Annotated in this window: 12 protein-coding genes; 9 read left to right on the top strand and 3 right to left on the bottom strand. The window is 71.0% G+C overall.

What is annotated here, in order from left to right:
- Positions 1-189 precede the first annotated feature (189 nt).
- Together ACI2LP_RS17920 and ACI2LP_RS17925 are read left to right on the top strand one after the other, a co-directional pair.
- Entirely contained in the window at positions 190-4,350 is a 4,161-nt protein-coding gene (locus tag ACI2LP_RS17920) for a Pls/PosA family non-ribosomal peptide synthetase (protein WP_404725477.1), read from the top strand.
- Between the two features lie 44 nt (positions 4,351-4,394).
- Positions 4,395-5,702 carry a M1 family metallopeptidase gene (locus ACI2LP_RS17925; protein ID WP_404725478.1) on the top strand — a complete coding sequence of 436 codons (1,308 nt, stop codon included), beginning with the start codon at positions 4,395-4,397 and terminating at the stop codon, positions 5,700-5,702.
- Positions 5,703-5,766: 64 nt separating this feature from the next.
- Here ACI2LP_RS17925 and ACI2LP_RS17930 read toward each other — a convergent pair whose 3' ends face one another.
- A complete protein-coding gene (locus tag ACI2LP_RS17930) occupies positions 5,767-6,168 on the bottom strand; it encodes a DUF1992 domain-containing protein (RefSeq protein WP_404725479.1) in 402 nt (133 codons plus the stop codon).
- Between the two features lie 163 nt (positions 6,169-6,331).
- A complete protein-coding gene (locus ACI2LP_RS17935; protein ID WP_003967102.1) occupies positions 6,332-6,535 on the bottom strand; it encodes a cold-shock protein in 204 nt (67 codons plus the stop codon).
- 294 nt (positions 6,536-6,829) lie between these two features.
- Here ACI2LP_RS17935 and ACI2LP_RS17940 point away from each other — a divergent pair, with 294 nt between their 5' ends.
- Positions 6,830-7,708, top strand: coding sequence for a menaquinone biosynthetic enzyme MqnA/MqnD family protein (locus ACI2LP_RS17940; RefSeq protein WP_404725480.1), 879 nt, complete (start codon positions 6,830-6,832; stop codon positions 7,706-7,708).
- Positions 7,709-7,781: 73 nt separating this feature from the next.
- Here the strand turns inward: ACI2LP_RS17940 and ACI2LP_RS17945 are convergent, their stop codons facing one another.
- Positions 7,782-8,828 carry an alpha/beta hydrolase gene (locus tag ACI2LP_RS17945; protein WP_404725481.1) on the bottom strand — a complete coding sequence of 349 codons (1,047 nt, stop codon included), beginning with the start codon at positions 8,826-8,828 and terminating at the stop codon, positions 7,782-7,784.
- Positions 8,829-9,013: 185 nt separating this feature from the next.
- On the opposite strand from ACI2LP_RS17945, the gene ACI2LP_RS17950 reads away from it, so the two are divergent.
- The 6 genes from ACI2LP_RS17950 (at position 9,014) to ACI2LP_RS17975 (ending at position 14,862) form a co-directional block, all read left to right on the top strand.
- Positions 9,014-10,588 (top strand): serine/threonine-protein kinase, encoded by a 1,575-nt coding sequence (locus ACI2LP_RS17950; RefSeq protein ID WP_404725482.1) that lies wholly within the window; start codon positions 9,014-9,016, stop codon positions 10,586-10,588.
- 151 nt (positions 10,589-10,739) lie between these two features.
- Positions 10,740-11,939: a cyclic dehypoxanthinyl futalosine synthase gene (gene mqnC / locus ACI2LP_RS17955; RefSeq protein WP_404725483.1), complete on the top strand. Its 1,200-nt coding sequence runs from the start codon at positions 10,740-10,742 to the stop codon at positions 11,937-11,939.
- A 7-nt stretch (positions 11,940-11,946) separates the two neighbouring features.
- Complete coding sequence (locus ACI2LP_RS17960; protein WP_404725484.1) at positions 11,947-12,522, top strand: hypothetical protein; 576 nt, start codon at positions 11,947-11,949, stop codon at positions 12,520-12,522.
- A gap of 86 nt (positions 12,523-12,608) precedes the next feature.
- Complete coding sequence (locus tag ACI2LP_RS17965) at positions 12,609-13,214, top strand: Uma2 family endonuclease (protein ID WP_404725485.1); 606 nt, start codon at positions 12,609-12,611, stop codon at positions 13,212-13,214.
- 27 nt (positions 13,215-13,241) lie between these two features.
- Positions 13,242-13,937, top strand: a complete 696-nt coding sequence (locus ACI2LP_RS17970) for a demethylmenaquinone methyltransferase (RefSeq protein WP_404725486.1) — start codon at positions 13,242-13,244, stop codon at positions 13,935-13,937.
- A gap of 13 nt (positions 13,938-13,950) precedes the next feature.
- Positions 13,951-14,862 carry a glutaminase gene (locus ACI2LP_RS17975; protein ID WP_404725802.1) on the top strand — a complete coding sequence of 304 codons (912 nt, stop codon included), beginning with the start codon at positions 13,951-13,953 and terminating at the stop codon, positions 14,860-14,862.
- The last annotated feature ends 70 nt before the right edge of the window (positions 14,863-14,932 follow it).

Consider the following 14,932-nt stretch of genomic DNA (forward strand, 5'->3'; position numbering starts at 1 on the left):
GGCCTGTGCCTTGCACACCAGGCGAGTCGGGTCAACGCTGGATAAACTCCTCGTTTGCCGTGCGCGGAATGGGGATTCGCAGCGCACTCCACACGACGACGGAGAGTGAGAGATGCGTACGAGCCAGCCCGGTGACCACCGGAGCAAACCCGCACCACACGTCCTGTCGGCCGGCGAACGGTGCGCTGTATGACCGTGGCCCCGGAGTCCCCGACTCTTCTCGATCCGCTGCTGGACGAAGCGCCCGCACCGGCCCTGTTCGCCGCCGGTGCCGCCGCTCCTGAACGCACCCTGCTGGACATCCTCGACGAGACCGCCCGGCGTCACCCGGACGCAGCAGCCGTCGACGACGGCACGGCGCCGCTCAGCTACCGGGCACTGCTCGCTGAGGTCGAGGCGCTGCGACTGCGTCTCGCCGACGCCGGGATAGGCGTCGGCGACCGGGTCGGTGTGCGGGTGCCCTCCGGGACCGCCGACCTCTATGTGTCGATCCTCGCCGTGCTCGCCGCCGGTGCCGCCTACGTCCCCGTCGACGCCGAGGACCCCGACGAGCGCGCCGAGCTGGTCTTCTCCGAGGCCGCGGTCGGCGCCGTCATCGGCGCCGGGCGCCGGATCGAGGCGCCGGGCCCGGCGGGCGGGCGCCACGGCAGCCGGCCCGGACCCGACGACGACGCGTGGATCATCTTCACCTCCGGCTCCACCGGCAAGCCCAAGGGCGTCGCCGTCAGCCACCGCAGCGCCGCCGCCTTCGTCGACGCCGAGGCCCGGCTCTTCCTGGCCGGGCAGCCGCTCGGCCCCGGCGACCGCGTCCTGGCCGGGCTCTCCGTCGCCTTCGACGCCTCCTGCGAGGAGATGTGGCTGGCCTGGCGGCACGGGGCGTGCCTGGTGCCCGCTCCCCGCTCGCTCGTGCGGACCGGCCTGGACCTCGGCCCCTGGCTGGTCGAGCAGCGCATCACCGTCGTGTCGACGGTTCCCACGCTCGCCGCGCTCTGGCCCGCCGAGGCACTGGACGACGTACGCCTGCTGATATTCGGCGGCGAGGCATGCCCGCCCGAGCTGGCCGAGCGCATGGCCGTCGAAGGGCGCGAGGTCTGGAACACCTACGGCCCCACCGAGGCCACCGTCGTCGCCTGCGCCGCGCCGCTGACCGGCGAGGGGCCGGTGCGGATCGGGCTGCCGCTCGACGGCTGGGAGCTCGCCGTCGTGGACGCCCGCGGCGAGGTCGTGCCGATGGGCGAGAGCGGTGAGCTCGTCATCGGTGGCGTCGGCCTGGCCCGCTACCTGGACGGCGACAAGGACGCCGAGAAGTACGCCCCGCTGCCCGCGCTCGGCTGGGCCCGCGCCTACCGCAGCGGCGACCTGGTCCGGGCCGAGGCGGACGGCCTGCTCTTCGTCGGCCGCGCCGACGAGCAGATCAAGCTCGGCGGCCGGCGCATCGAACTCGGTGAGATCGACGCGGCGCTGCAGGCGCTGCCGGGCGTCGCGGGGGCGGCGGCCGCGGTCCGCACGACGGGCGCGGGGCATCAGCTGCTGGTGGGCTATGTGGTGCCGAGCGGACCCGCGTCCGCTGCGGACGGCGCGGACGGCGCGGACGGCGCGGACGGCACGGACGGCACGGACAGTGCGGACGGCACGGACAGTGCGGACGGCGCGGCCTCCGGCTCCGGTGGGGCCGATGCTGTCGAGAACGCCGCGCCCGGCGGCCCGGCCGCGGGCACAGCGGACCGTAACCCCGGCGCCACGGCCTCCGGCCCGGTGGCCGACGCTGTCGAGTCCGCCCCGCCCGCCGAAGGCGCCGTCGCGTGCGACGTGGTCGGCGACGCGTTGCCCTTCGAAACCGTGCCCTTCGATCACGCCGACGCCGTCGCGCGGCTCCGCAAGGAGCTGCCCGCCGCTCTCGTGCCGCTGCTCGCCGTCGTGGACACCCTGCCCACCCGTACCTCGGGCAAGGTGGACCGGGCCGCGCTGCCGTGGCCCTTGTCCAGCCTGGAGACGCCGGACGGGCAGACCGCCGAGCTCACGCCCGCCGAGGCCTGGCTCGCCGAGCAGTGGGCCGACCTCCTCGGCGCGCCGGTGAGCGGCCCCGACGCGGACTTCTTCGCGAGCGGCGGCGGCAGCCTGGCCGCGGCGCAGCTGGTGTCCCGGATCCGGGAGCGGTACGCCACCGGGTCGGTCGGCGACATCTACCAGAACCCGACCCTCGGCGCGCTCGCCCGGACACTGGAGGAGACCTCCACCTCCGGCGCGCACACCCGCGAGATACGCCCGGTGCCGCGCCGTACCGGCCTCGCGCAACTGCTGCTTCTGCTGCCGCTGTTCGGCGTGGCCGGGCTGCGCTGGGGCGTGGTCGCGGCCGCCGTCAACAACGTCATCGGCCTCCCCTGGGCGCCGGCCGTGTCCTGGTGGTGGCTGGCGCTCGGCTGGCTGCTGGTCCTCAGCCCGGCCGGCCGGATCGTGATCGCGGCGGGCGGCGCGCGGCTGCTGCTGCGCGGCCTGCGCCCCGGCACATATCCGCGCGGCGGCTCCGTCCATCTGCGGCTGTGGACCGCGGAACGCCTCGCCGACGTGAGCGGCGCGACCAGCCTCGCCGGAGCCTGGCTCACGTACTACGCACGGGCCCTCGGCGTCCGCATCGGCGAGGGCGTCGATCTGCACGCCCTGCCGCCGGTGACGGGCATGCTGCGGCTCGGCAAGGGCTGCGCGGTCGAGCCCGAGGTGGATCTGTCCGGGCACTGGCTCGACGGCGACCGGCTGCACATCGGCGACATCCGGATCGGTGCGGCCGCCACCGTCGGGGCCCGCAGCACGCTCTTCCCCGGCGCGCGGATCGGCAAGCGGGCCGAGATCGCCGCCGGGTCGGGCGTGACCGGGACGGTCCCGGCGGGCGAGCGCTTCTCGGGTGTGCCCGCCACGCGGAAGGGCAAGGCCAACCGCAATCTCCCCGAAGGCCGCCCGCCCCGCAGGCGCCGCTGGATCGGGGTCTACTCGCTGACCTCACTGCTTCTCGGACTGCTGCCCGCACTCGCGGCGCTGCCGGGGCTGCTGGTGATCGGCCTGTTCCTGCGTGGCCGCACCGGTTTCGGCGAGGCGCTGACGGCCGCCCTGACCGCCGTGCCGGTCGCGACGGTTGTTGCCGTGGCCAGCTACGCGCTGATCGTCCTCGCCGGAGTGCGGCTGCTCAGCATCGGCCTGCGCGAGGGCTACCACCCCGTCCACGGCCGGGTCGCCTGGCAGGCATGGGCGACCGAGCGGCTGATGGACATGGCCCGGGTACATCTCTTTCCGCTGTACGCGAGCCTGTTCACGCCCGTGTGGCTGCGGGCGCTCGGTATGAAGGTCGGCCGCCGGGTCGAGGCGTCGACCGTGCTGGCGCTGCCCGCGATGACGACGGTCGGCGACGGCGCGTTCCTCGCCGACGACACGATGGTGGCGAGTTACGAACTCGGCGGCGGCTGGCTCCGTATCGCCGAGGCCCGCATCGGCAAGCGGGCCTTCCTCGGCAACTCCGGGATGACCGCCGCGGGCCGCTCCGTCCCCAAGCGCGGCCTGGTCGGTGTGCTGTCGGCGACCCCGAAGCGGGCGAAGGCGGGCAGCTCCTGGCTCGGCATGCCGCCGATGAAGCTGCCCCGGGCGGCCGAGAAGGGCGACCAGAGCCGTACGTTCGACCCGCCCAAGCGGCTGATGTGGGCGCGCGCGGCGGTCGAGCTCTGCCGGATCGTGCCGGTCATGTGCGGCGCGGCGCTCGCCGTGCTCGCGCTGGTGGCCTTCGGTCTGCTGGCCGGCCGCGTCGGCGTCCTGCTCGCGGTGCTGTCCGGCGGCGGGCTCCTCCTCGTCTGCGGCCTTGCGGCCTGCGTCGTCGCGATCGCCGCCAAGTGGCTGCTGGTGGGCCGCTTCCGGGCGGTCGAGCACCCGCTGTGGTCGTCGTTCGTGTGGCGCAACGAGCTCGCGGACACCTTTGTCGAGGTGCTCGCCGTGCCGTGGCTGGTCGGTGCGATCTCCGGCACGCCGCTGATGAATCTGTGGCTGCGCGGCCTCGGCGCCCGCATCGGCCGCGGGGCCTGGTTCGATTCCTACTGGCTGCCGGAGGCCGACCTCGTCACCGTCGGCGGCGGCGCCAGTGTCAATCGGGGGTGTGTTGTACAGACGCACCTCTTCCATGACCGGATCATGCGTATGGACAATGTCGTACTCGGAGCGGGCGCGACGCTCGGTCCGCACGGCATCGCGCTGCCCGGCGCGGTCATCGGTGACCACGCGGCGGTCGGTCCGGCGTCGCTGGTGATGCGCGGGGAGAGCGTGCCCGCGGGCACCCGCTGGCTGGGCAACCCGATCGCTGCATGGAAGCAGTGACGTACCAGAGCAACAGCGCGCAACAGCACAAAGGACGCACGAGGGTGACGGATTCGTACTTCCCGCAGCACGGCGACAGCGGCTACCGCACCACGGCGTACGACCTGGAGCTGGACTACCGTCCGCACACCGGACGGCTCTCCGGCCGGGCCAGGATCAGCGCAGTCGCCGAACGCCAGCTGTCCGAAGTCGCCCTCGATCTCGGCCCGTTCAGGATCAACCGGGTCCTGGTGGACGGCGGCCGCCCGGCCCGGTACACGCACCGGGACGACAAGCTCCGGGTGCGGCCCGCCCGGCCGCTGCGGGCCGGGGCCGCGTTCACCGTCGAGGTGCGCTACACCGGCGTCCCCCGCCCCGTCCGCACCCGCGACTGGGGTGACCTCGGCTGGGAACAGCTGGAGGAGGGGGCGCTGGTGGCCTCGCAGCCGACCGGCGCGCGGTCCTGGTTCCCGTGCAACGACCGCCCCGACGACAAGGCCCGCTACCGGATCGCGGTGACCGCCCCGACCCCGTACACCGTGGTCGCCAACGGTGGCCTCACCTCCCGTACGATCAGCGCCTCCACCACCACCTGGGTGTACGAGCAGTCCGCGCCGATGGCCAGCTATCTGGCGACCGTCCAGATCGGCCCGTACGAACTGGTCGATGTCGCGCACGCGGGCAGGGTGCCGCAGCCGGCCGCCGTGCCCCGGAGTCTGCTCAACCGCTTCGAGCGCGACTTCGCCCGGCAGCCGCAGATGATGACCGCCTTCACGGACCTCTTCGGCCCCTACCCCTTCGACGACTACGCCGTCGTGGTGGTGGACGAGGAACTGGACGTGCCCGTCGAGGCGCAGGGCCTGTCGATCTTCGGCGCCAACCATCTGGACGGGCGGCGCGGCAGCGAGCGCCTGGTCGCGCACGAACTCGCCCACCAGTGGTTCGGCAACAGCCTGACCGTTGCCGACTGGCGGGACATTTGGCTCAACGAGGGCTTCGCGAAGTACGCCGAGTGGCTCTGGTCCGAGGTCTCCGGAGGACCGTCGGCGGCCGCGATCGCGGCCAAGTCCCGAGCTCGGCTGGCCCTGATGCGCCAGGACATCCGCATTGCCCACCCCGGCCAGCGGCGGCTGTTCGACGCCCGGGTCTACGAGCGCGGCGGCCTGACGCTGCACGCGCTGCGCACGGTGATCGGGCACGCGGCGTTCGTATCGCTGCTGCGTGAGTGGACCACGACGCACCGCCACGGCGTGGTGCGGACCGAGGAGTTCATCGCGCTGGCGCAGCGGCACTCGGCGCATCCGCTGGACGGTCTGTTCAGGATGTGGCTGTACGACGAGAAGCTTCCCGCCCTGCCGCAGCCGCGCCGCTGAGCGGCACGAAGCCGACCGCCACGATGTGCCGCCCCGGCGCCCGGCAAGATCGGCCGGACAGGTCCTAATCGGCGCGGGCGGCGTGCCACTCCCGTACGACCGCGTCGATGTCGAAGGGCATGATGCCCAACGGCGGCCCCGGCGGCGGGCGGCGGATCGCCGCCTCGATCTTCTCGTTGACGTCGGTGAGGATGCGGCGCACCTGGGACTCCGTGACGGCCCGGTCGACCGACTCCCGCGCGTCCTCGGCCTCCTTGCGCAGGGCGAGCGCGGGAGGCAGCACCGAGACGCCCTCGCGGTGCATCTTGCCCTTGACCCACCACAATTCGTCGTACGGGGCCGTGTCGTCGGGCAGGGGCTTTCCGAAGCCCGGCAGATTCTTGAAGTCCCCGCGCTCCGAAGCGTCCCGGATCTGCTTGTCGACCCACGATTCGAAGCTGACACCAGGGGGCTTGCGTTCGGTCACGGTCCGCTCCTCCCGTTTCGTCGTTCCATCGTAGGCGGGCGTACGAGGCCGCCGCAGGGCCCTCGCGGAGCGGGTACCCGCCCAAAAAGGCAGGAGCCCCGTTCCACAGGGGACGGGGCTCCTTGGTACTGCTAAGTCGTGCGCGATCGCCGACCCTGGCTGACTAGGCCGGGGTGACGTTCTCCGCCTGCGGGCCCTTCGGGCCCTGAGTGACGTCGAAGTTCACGACCTGGTTCTCCTCGAGAGAGCGGAAACCAGACGCGTTGATCGCGGAGTAGTGGACGAAGACATCCGGGCCGCCGCCGTCCTGGGCGATGAAGCCGAAGCCCTTTTCAGCGTTGAACCACTTGACGGTTCCGGTAGCCATAAGCCCTCCTTGGGCCAAAGGGTTGCCCTGCTCCAGAACCTGCAAGAAGTCTGAAAACTACAAAAGCCTGCGGGTTACATGCTCCGCAGGCTCTGTACTGCAAGGGAAACCAAACTGCAACTTGCGATGAGCCTAGCACGCAGCGTGGGCGCAGCGGTAGAGGGAAAGATCACGTCACCCGGACGTTTGAAGCGATCTTGGTTCTGCTGACGAATCGCCGATGAACCGCAGCTCGGAGGGGGTGCGCACCGCCCCGGCGCCGCCCGCCCTGCGCCACAGGTCTAGCCTCACGATGTGGACAGTCTTGGAGAAAGCCCAGCATCCGACCACCCTCGGATCCGGCCCCGCGTCGGACACATCCAGTTCCTGAACTGCATGCCCCTCTACTGGGGGCTGGCGCGTACCGGAACTCTCCTCGATCTCGAGCTGACCAAGGACACCCCGGAAAAGCTCAGCGAGCGGCTGGTGCGCGGCGAACTCGACATCGCGCCGATCACTCTTGTGGAATTCCTGCGCAATGCCGACCAGCTCGTTGCCTTCCCCGATCTCGCGGTCGGCTGCGACGGTCCTGTGATGTCGTGCGTGATCGTTTCCCAGGTGCCGCTGGAGCATCTGGACGGGGGGCGGGTCGCGCTCGGCTCCACCTCGCGTACGTCCGTACGGCTGGCCCAGCTGCTGCTGGCCGAGCAGTACAAGGTGACGCCCGACTACTACACGTGCCCGCCCGACCTCGGCCTGATGATGCAGGAGGCGGAGGCGGCCGTGCTGATCGGGGACGCCGCGCTGCGTGCCTCGCTGCACGACGCGCCCCGGCTCGGTCTCACGGTCCACGATCTTGGGCTGATGTGGAAGGAGTGGACCGGGCTGCCCTTCGTCTTCGCGGTGTGGGCGGCGCGCAAGGAGTATCTGGCGCGCGAGCCGGCGGTCGTACGCGAGGTGCACGAGGCCTTCCTCGCCTCGCGGGACCTCTCGCTCCAGGAGGTCGTCAAGGTCGCCGAACAGGCCGCGCGCTGGGAGTCCTTCGACGCGCAGCTCCTGGAGCGCTACTTCCGCACGCTGGATTTCCGCTTCGGTCCCGAGCAGCTCGCCGGCGTACGGGAGTTCGCGCGGCGGACCGGTCCCACGACGGGGTTCCCCGCGGACGTGGCGGTCGAGCTGCTCGGCGGCCGGTAGCGACAGCCGGGGGCGGCGGCCGGTTGCGACAGCCGGGGGCGGCGGCCGGTTGCGACCCGGCTCCCGGTGGCGGCTAGGACGAAGGGATGGGCGCCTGCATGTGCTCGCTGATCCACTGGATGGATCCGTCCTCCATGCCCTTCACATAGGTCTTGGCGTTGTGCTCGCCGTCCTGGATGAGCTGGAGGCGGGTCTTGACCGGCCCCTTGCCGTAGTCGCGGATGAAGCGCTTGACGCGCTTGACCCCCGACTCCTTCGTGCCGATCTGGAAGGCCAGATAGACGTCGTTGTCCTTGGTGTCGGGTTTGGCGGACAGCGCCTTGGCGAGCTTCTCCGGGTTGTTGGCCCGGCGCTGGGTCTCGTGGCCGGCCCAGAGCGGCGAGTCCGGGACGGTGTCCGGGCCCGAGGCGATCACGGCCTTGAACTTGTCCGGGTGCTGCAGCACGGACTTGAGGCCCACGAACGCACCGGACGAGGAGCCCATGAAGGCCCAGCCGTCGCGGGACTTGAAGGTGCGGAAGTTGGCCCTCACGAAGTCGGGCACGTCCTCGGTCATCCAGGTGCCCATCTTGGGCTGCCCGGGGATGTCGCTGCCGTCGTAGTAGTACTTGGCGTCCGGGTTCAGCACCGGCATGACCACGATGAACGGCAGGCTCTTGCCCTCCTTCGACCACTTGCTGATGCTGCTCTGCAGCTTGAGGTCGGTGCCCATCCAGTAGTTCTTGGGGTAGCCGTTGCCGCCGGGGAGGGCGATCAGGACAGGGAAGCCGCTGTTCGCGTACGTGGCGTCGAAGTACTCCTTCGGGGCCCAGACCCAGACCTTGCCCCGGAAGCCGGACTTCTTGCCGTCCAGCGTGGTGACGCCGATCTTGGTGCCGTCGTCGAGGCTGTTCTGGGTGGTGAAGGACGCCTTGGGGCCGGTCGGCAGCAGGGTCTTGGCCGCGGCTTCCGACGTCGCGTTATTGCCCTTGCGGCCGCCGGATCCGCCTTGCTGCCCGGCGGGGGCCTGGGCGGTGGGGCCGTCGAAGGAGACCGGATCGCCCTCGTCCGAGCAGCCCGCGACGAGCGCGACAGAGCCGAGGGCGACGGCGGCTATGAGGGCCTTGGGCAGGCGTTTCATGGGGACTCCGAGCGGTGTTTCGGACAACCGGTGTGATTTACGCCCAGAGAGATGGCGCCGCACCCGGTTCGGTTGGCTCCGCGGCGCCAGGAATCCTCGTGATGCCGGACACGACGCCTCTAGGCTGAAGGGCCGGAGCTGGTAGGACAATCGCCGTAGCAGGTAAGGCAATCGGGGGAGTGCAGATGCAGCCGCTGGATCCGGGCGAGCCGCAGAGCGTCGGTGCGTACCGGCTGCTCGGCAGGCTGGGTGCGGGCGGGATGGGCCGCGTCTATCTCGGGCGCAGCGCCGGGGGCCGTACGGTCGCGGTGAAGGTCGTCCACCCCCATTTCGCGCTGGACGAGGAGTTCCGGGCGCGGTTCCGGCGCGAGGTGGCGGCGGCGCGGCGGGTCGGCGGCCGGTGGACGGCGCCGGTGCTCGACGCGGACCCCGAGGCGACGGTGCCGTGGGTGGCCACCGGATACGTCGCCGGTCCCGCGCTGTCCCAGGCCGTCGCCGGGCACGGTCCGCTGCCCGCGGATTCGGTACGGGTGCTGGGCGCGGGCCTCGCGGAGGCGCTGGCGGCCGTGCACGGCCTCGATCTGGTGCACCGGGATGTGAAGCCCTCCAATGTGATGCTCACGCTGGACGGTCCGCGGCTGATCGACTTCGGGATCGCTCGGGCCACCGACGGCACGGCCTCACTCACCTCCACCGGCGTCTCGGTCGGCTCGCCCGGTTATATGTCGCCGGAGCAGATCCTCGGCAAGGGCGTCACGGGCGCGGCGGACGTCTTCTCGCTGGGCGCGGTGCTCGCGTACGCGGCGACGGGCGAGGCCCCCTTCCCGGGCGACTCATCGGCGGCGCTGCTCTACAAGGTGGTGCACGAGGAGCCCGAACTGGGTTCCCTGGAGGGCGATCTGCGGGAGCTCGTCGCGCAGTGTCTGGCGAAGGACCCGGCGGCGCGGCCCGCGCCCGCGCAGATCGTGGAGAGGCTGGCCCCCGGCGGCGCGGCCGGGCCGGCCGGCTCCGGCTGGCTGCCGGGCCCGCTGGTCGAAGAGGTCAGCCGGTCGGCGGTCAGGCTGCTGGACCTGGAGCCCACGGCCGCGCCGGTCGCGGACGCCGTCTCGGGCCCGGTCGCCTTCAGCAGCCCGGCGATAGGTACCTTCGGCCCGCCCGTCGAGCCGGTGGAACCGCCGCGGGACGCGCGGCCGCACACGCCGGAGCGGCCTGCGGAAAAGCTGCCGGGCCGCGGCCGCCGGAAGGTGAGCTGCACCGTGACCCTGACGATCGCGGCCGCACTGGCCGCGGTCACGATCGGCGCCGGCTTCCTGCTCGACCTGTGGCCGTCGCACGGCTCGGACGGCGACGCGGGCGACGTGGCGGCGCGCCCGCCGGCTGCCGAAAGCTCGGTGCCGAACGAGGTGCCCAAGGCCTTCATCGGTACCTGGAAGGGCCCCTTCGACGTCGAGTTCGCCGGCAGCAAGATCGCGGCCGGGACCTTCTCGGTCGTCGTCGGCCCCGGCAAGGCGGGCGCAAAGGTAGGCACCGTCACCCAGTTCGACGCCCTGGGGAACTTCGCCTGCGAGGACAAAATCGTGCTGCGAAGCGCGACCGCGACGCAGCTTGTCGCCGACGGCACGTCCAGCGGCAGGGCGGGCAACCACTGCACGCCGGGCACGCACTCGGTGAAGCTGAAGCTCACCGGGGCCCGGCTCGAGTACACCTCCGAGGAACCGCGGGCAGGCAACCCGCGTGCGCTCCTTGACCGGGCGGACTGACGGACGGCCCGACCGGGCGGACTGACGGACGGTCCGACCGGGCGGACTGACCGGACCCGCGGGTCGTGACCGGCCGCAGGCCGTCGCAGCGGCTGGCGTAGGCTGGACCGGCCCGCAGATGCTCTGAAAAACCGCCGAAAGGTGACACCCGGTGACCGAGAAGGCCGACCTTCAGTCCGTGCTGGACCGTGCTGCCGAGGGTGGGCGGATCACTCCCGAAGAGGCGCTGGAGCTGTACCGCAGCGCGCCGCTGCACGCGCTCGGCGCGGCGGCGGACGCCGTGCGGCGGCGGCGTTACGCGGGGACCGAACACATCGCGACGTACATCATCGAGCGCAACATCAACTACACCAATGTGTGCGTCACGGCCTGCAAGTTCTGCGCCTTCTACGCCCCGCCCAAGGACACCGCCAAGGGCTGGACCCGCGACCTCGACGACATCCTGCGGCGCTGCGCCGAGACCGTCGAACTGGGCGGCACCCAGATCATGTTCCAGGGCGGGCACCACCCGGACTACGGCGTCGAGTACTACGAGAAGCACTTCGCCGCGATCAAGAAGGCGTATCCGCAGCTGGTCATCCACTCCCTCGGTGCGTCCGAGGTCGAGCACATGGCCCGGATCTCCAAGGTGTCCGTCGAGGAGGCGATCTCGCGCATTCACGCCGCCGGTCTCGACTCCTTCGCGGGCGCAGGCGCCGAGTTGCTGCCCGAGCGGCCGCGCAAGGCGATCGCCCCGCTCAAGGAGTCCGGCGAGCGGTGGCTGGAGATCATGGAGACCGCGCACGGGCTGGGCGTCGAGTCGACGTCCACGATGCTGATGGGCACCGGCGAGACCAACGCCGAGCGGATCGAGCATCTGCGGATGATCCGCGACGTGCAGGACCGGACGGGCGGCTTCCGCGCCTTCATCCCGTACACGTACCAGCCCGAGAACAACCACCTCAAGGGCCAGACGCAGGCCACCATCTTCGAGTACCTGCGCATGATCGCGATCGCCCGGCTGTTCTTCGACAACATCGCGCACATCCAGGGCTCGTGGTTGACCACGGGCAAGGAGATCGGCCAGCTGACGCTGCACTACGGGGCGGACGACCTGGGCTCGATCATGCTGGAGGAGAACGTCGTCTCGTCGGCCGGTGCGAAGCACCGCTCCAACCTGATCGAGATGATCGACATGATCCGCAAGGCGGACCGGGTGCCGGCCCAGCGGACGACGACGTACGAGCACATCGTGGTGCACGAAGATCCGGCGGACGACCCGGTCGACGAGCGCGTGGCCTCGCACATCTCCTCGACGGCGATCGCGGGCGGCACGGCGCATCCCGAGCTGAAGCTGCTCGCCTCCAACTGAGGCCTCGATGCTGACACTTCACCGGGTGCGCGGAGTGCGGCTCACCGCCGACCATCCGCGCGCCGCGGAGACCGACCTCGGGCATGCCGTTGTCGTCGAGGGCGCGCGGTTCGCCGCGATCGGGCCGTACGAGGAGCTGTTCGCGGCGTACGGCGACCGGGCCAGGGTCCGGGAGTGGGACGGGATCCTCACCCCCGGGCGGTACGAACCGGACGCGGTCGCCCTGTTGGAGTCCACGTACTGGCCCGACCCGCGGGAGGCCGACGAGCTGGGTACCGAACCGCTCACCGGGGACGCTCTCGGCGTGCTCGGGATGACCGACACCCGGTGGGGCGCGAGCGCCCGGCGCGGGGTGCAGCGACTGCTGGCGGCCGGGACCACCGTGCTCGCGGGTCCCTTCACCCGCCCCGCGGTCCGGGCGGCCGTCGAACGCTCCGGCATCCGGTACTACCCGCAAGCTCCCACCGGGCCCCGGCCCAGGGTCCTGGTCCCGTCCGGCGTCGCCGACTTCGCGGTTTTCGCGGACGACGGGCGCTGCCTGGTCACCGCCCTCGACGGACGCCTGGTGTTCCGGCGTCAATAGCGAGGCGGCCGTCCATCACTTCGGGTGGCGGTAACGTCGGACCGCGCTCCGTACATGCGTCCACACTCTCGTCCATGGGAGCAGTCATGGCTAGTACCGGTCGAACCGAGCAGGCCACCGAGGACAACTGGATGTTCCCGCCCGCAGAGGGCTGGACCGTTGACCAAGTGAATGACTTGGAGCTGCCCTTCGACTGGGACCTCGTGGACGGGGTGATCGTGGCCCGTGGGGAGACGACGATGGTGCATGACGTGGTGCGGGGAAATGTGTGCGATGCCCTCCGAGCAGCTGCTCCCGACGGCTTCCGAGCGGAGGTTGAACGCTGTGTGCAGCTCAACGAGACCACGGCCATCAAGCCCGATGTCGTCGTCTACGACAAGCGTGGGCTCGAGCTGTTCACTGTGCGCTGCACGCCCGCGGGCAAGGTGACACTCGTGGTGGAGGTCATGTCGCCCGGCTCCAAGGGCCAGGACCGGATTTCCAAGCCCGCCCAGTTCGCCGAGGCGAAGGTGCCCTGTTTCTGGCGCATCGAGCTGGAGCGGGATCGGAAGCTGGCTGTGCACGAGTACTGGCTGAACCCGGATACCCGCTCCTACTTTCCGGCACCCATGCATCCCGTGCATCGGGACAAGCTCAGCACCGAGCTCCCGTTCTCCGTCGAGCTCGACCTGGCCGCCCTGCTCGAACCCTGACCGTGCCAGAGGGGCACAATGGGGTGCGTGACCCGAGCAACCCTGGACAAGCAGCCGCACGAAGTCGCCTCCATGTTCGACGACGTGGCGGCGAACTACGACCTCACCAACGATGTGCTCTCCCTCGGTCAGGACCGGCGGTGGCGCAAGGAGGTCGCCAAGGCTGTGGACGCCCGCCCGGCGCAGAAGATCCTGGATCTGGCCGCGGGCACCGGCACGTCCTCGCTGCCGTTCACCGCAGCCGGCGCCTACGTCGTGCCCTGCGACTTCTCGCTCGGCATGCTGCGCGAGGGCAAGAAGCGCAACCCGTGGCTGCCGCTCACCGCGGGGGACGCGACACGGCTTCCCTTCCGTGACGGGGTCTTCGACGCCGTGACCATCTCCTTCGGGCTGCGCAATGTGCAGGACACGGGCGCGGCGCTGCGCGAGCTGTACCGGGTGACCAAGCCGGGTGGGCGGGTCGTGATCTGCGAGTTCTCGCAGCCCACCTGGGCGCCGTTCCGCACGGTCTACACCGAGTACCTGATGCGGGCGCTGCCGCCGGTGGCACGGGCCGTCTCGTCCAACCCCGACGCGTACGTCTATCTCGCCGAGTCCATCCGCGCCTGGCCCGACCAGGCCGGTCTGGCGAAGCGGTTGCAGCAGGCCGGCTGGACCAAGGTCGCCTGGCGGAATCTGTCCGGCGGGATCGTGGCACTGCACCGCGGCACCAAGCCCCAGTAAGGCCATGGAACAGCTGGACTACCAGGCCGTCCTGGAGCAGGTCGCTCAGGACGTCGCACCGCAGATCGGCAGCGGCACGCCCGCCGCGTACATTCCGGCACTCGCCTCCGTCGACCCGAACCGCTTCGGCATGGCCATAGCTGATGTGGACGGCAAGGTGTACGGAGTCGGGGACTGGCAGCGCCCCTTCTCGACTCAGTCGATCACCAAGGTCTTCACGCTCGCGCTGGCGCTCGCCCAGGGCGGCGACAGTCTCTGGGAGCGGGTCGGCCGGGAGCCCTCCGGCAATCCCTTCAACTCGCTGGTGCAGCTGGAGTACGAGAACGGGATTCCGCGGAATCCCTTCATCAACGCGGGCGCGCTCGTCGTCACCGACTGTCTGCAGACCCTGACCGGCGACGCGAGCAGCGAACTCCTGGGATTCCTGCGGCAGGAGAGCGGCAATCCGGAGCTGGCCTTCGACCCGGAGGTCGCCGAGTCCGAATCCACCTACGGTGACCGAAATGCCGCGCTGGCTCACTTCATGGCCTCGTACGGCAATATCACCAATCCCGTTCCCACGCTCCTCGACCACTACTTCTGGCAGTGCTCGATCGAGATGAGCTGCGCGGATCTGACCCTGGCGGCCCGGTTTCTGGCCCGCCACGGGCTGCGGGCCGACGGCTCGCGCCTGCTGACCCGCAGCGAGGCCAAGCAGATCAATGCGGTGATGCTCACCTGCGGTACGTACGACGCAGCGGGCGAGTTCGCCTACCGGGTCGGACTGCCGGGCAAGAGCGGTGTGGGCGGCGGGGTCGTCGCGGTCGTGCCCGGGCACTGCACGCTGTGCGTCTGGAGCCCGGGCCTGGACGAGCGCGGCAACTCGGTGGCGGGCGTCGCGGCGCTGGACCGCTTCACGACGCTGACCGGCCTTTCCATTTTCTAGCGCGTCCCGCGCGGGCGTGGGCCGCTCCCGGGCGGGACCCTGAAGTGGCGCTGCGTAGCTGCGAGTTGAC

It is taken from the genome of Streptomyces sp. NPDC019890 (genome assembly GCF_044903445.1).
Taxonomy (GTDB): domain Bacteria; phylum Actinomycetota; class Actinomycetes; order Streptomycetales; family Streptomycetaceae; genus Streptomyces.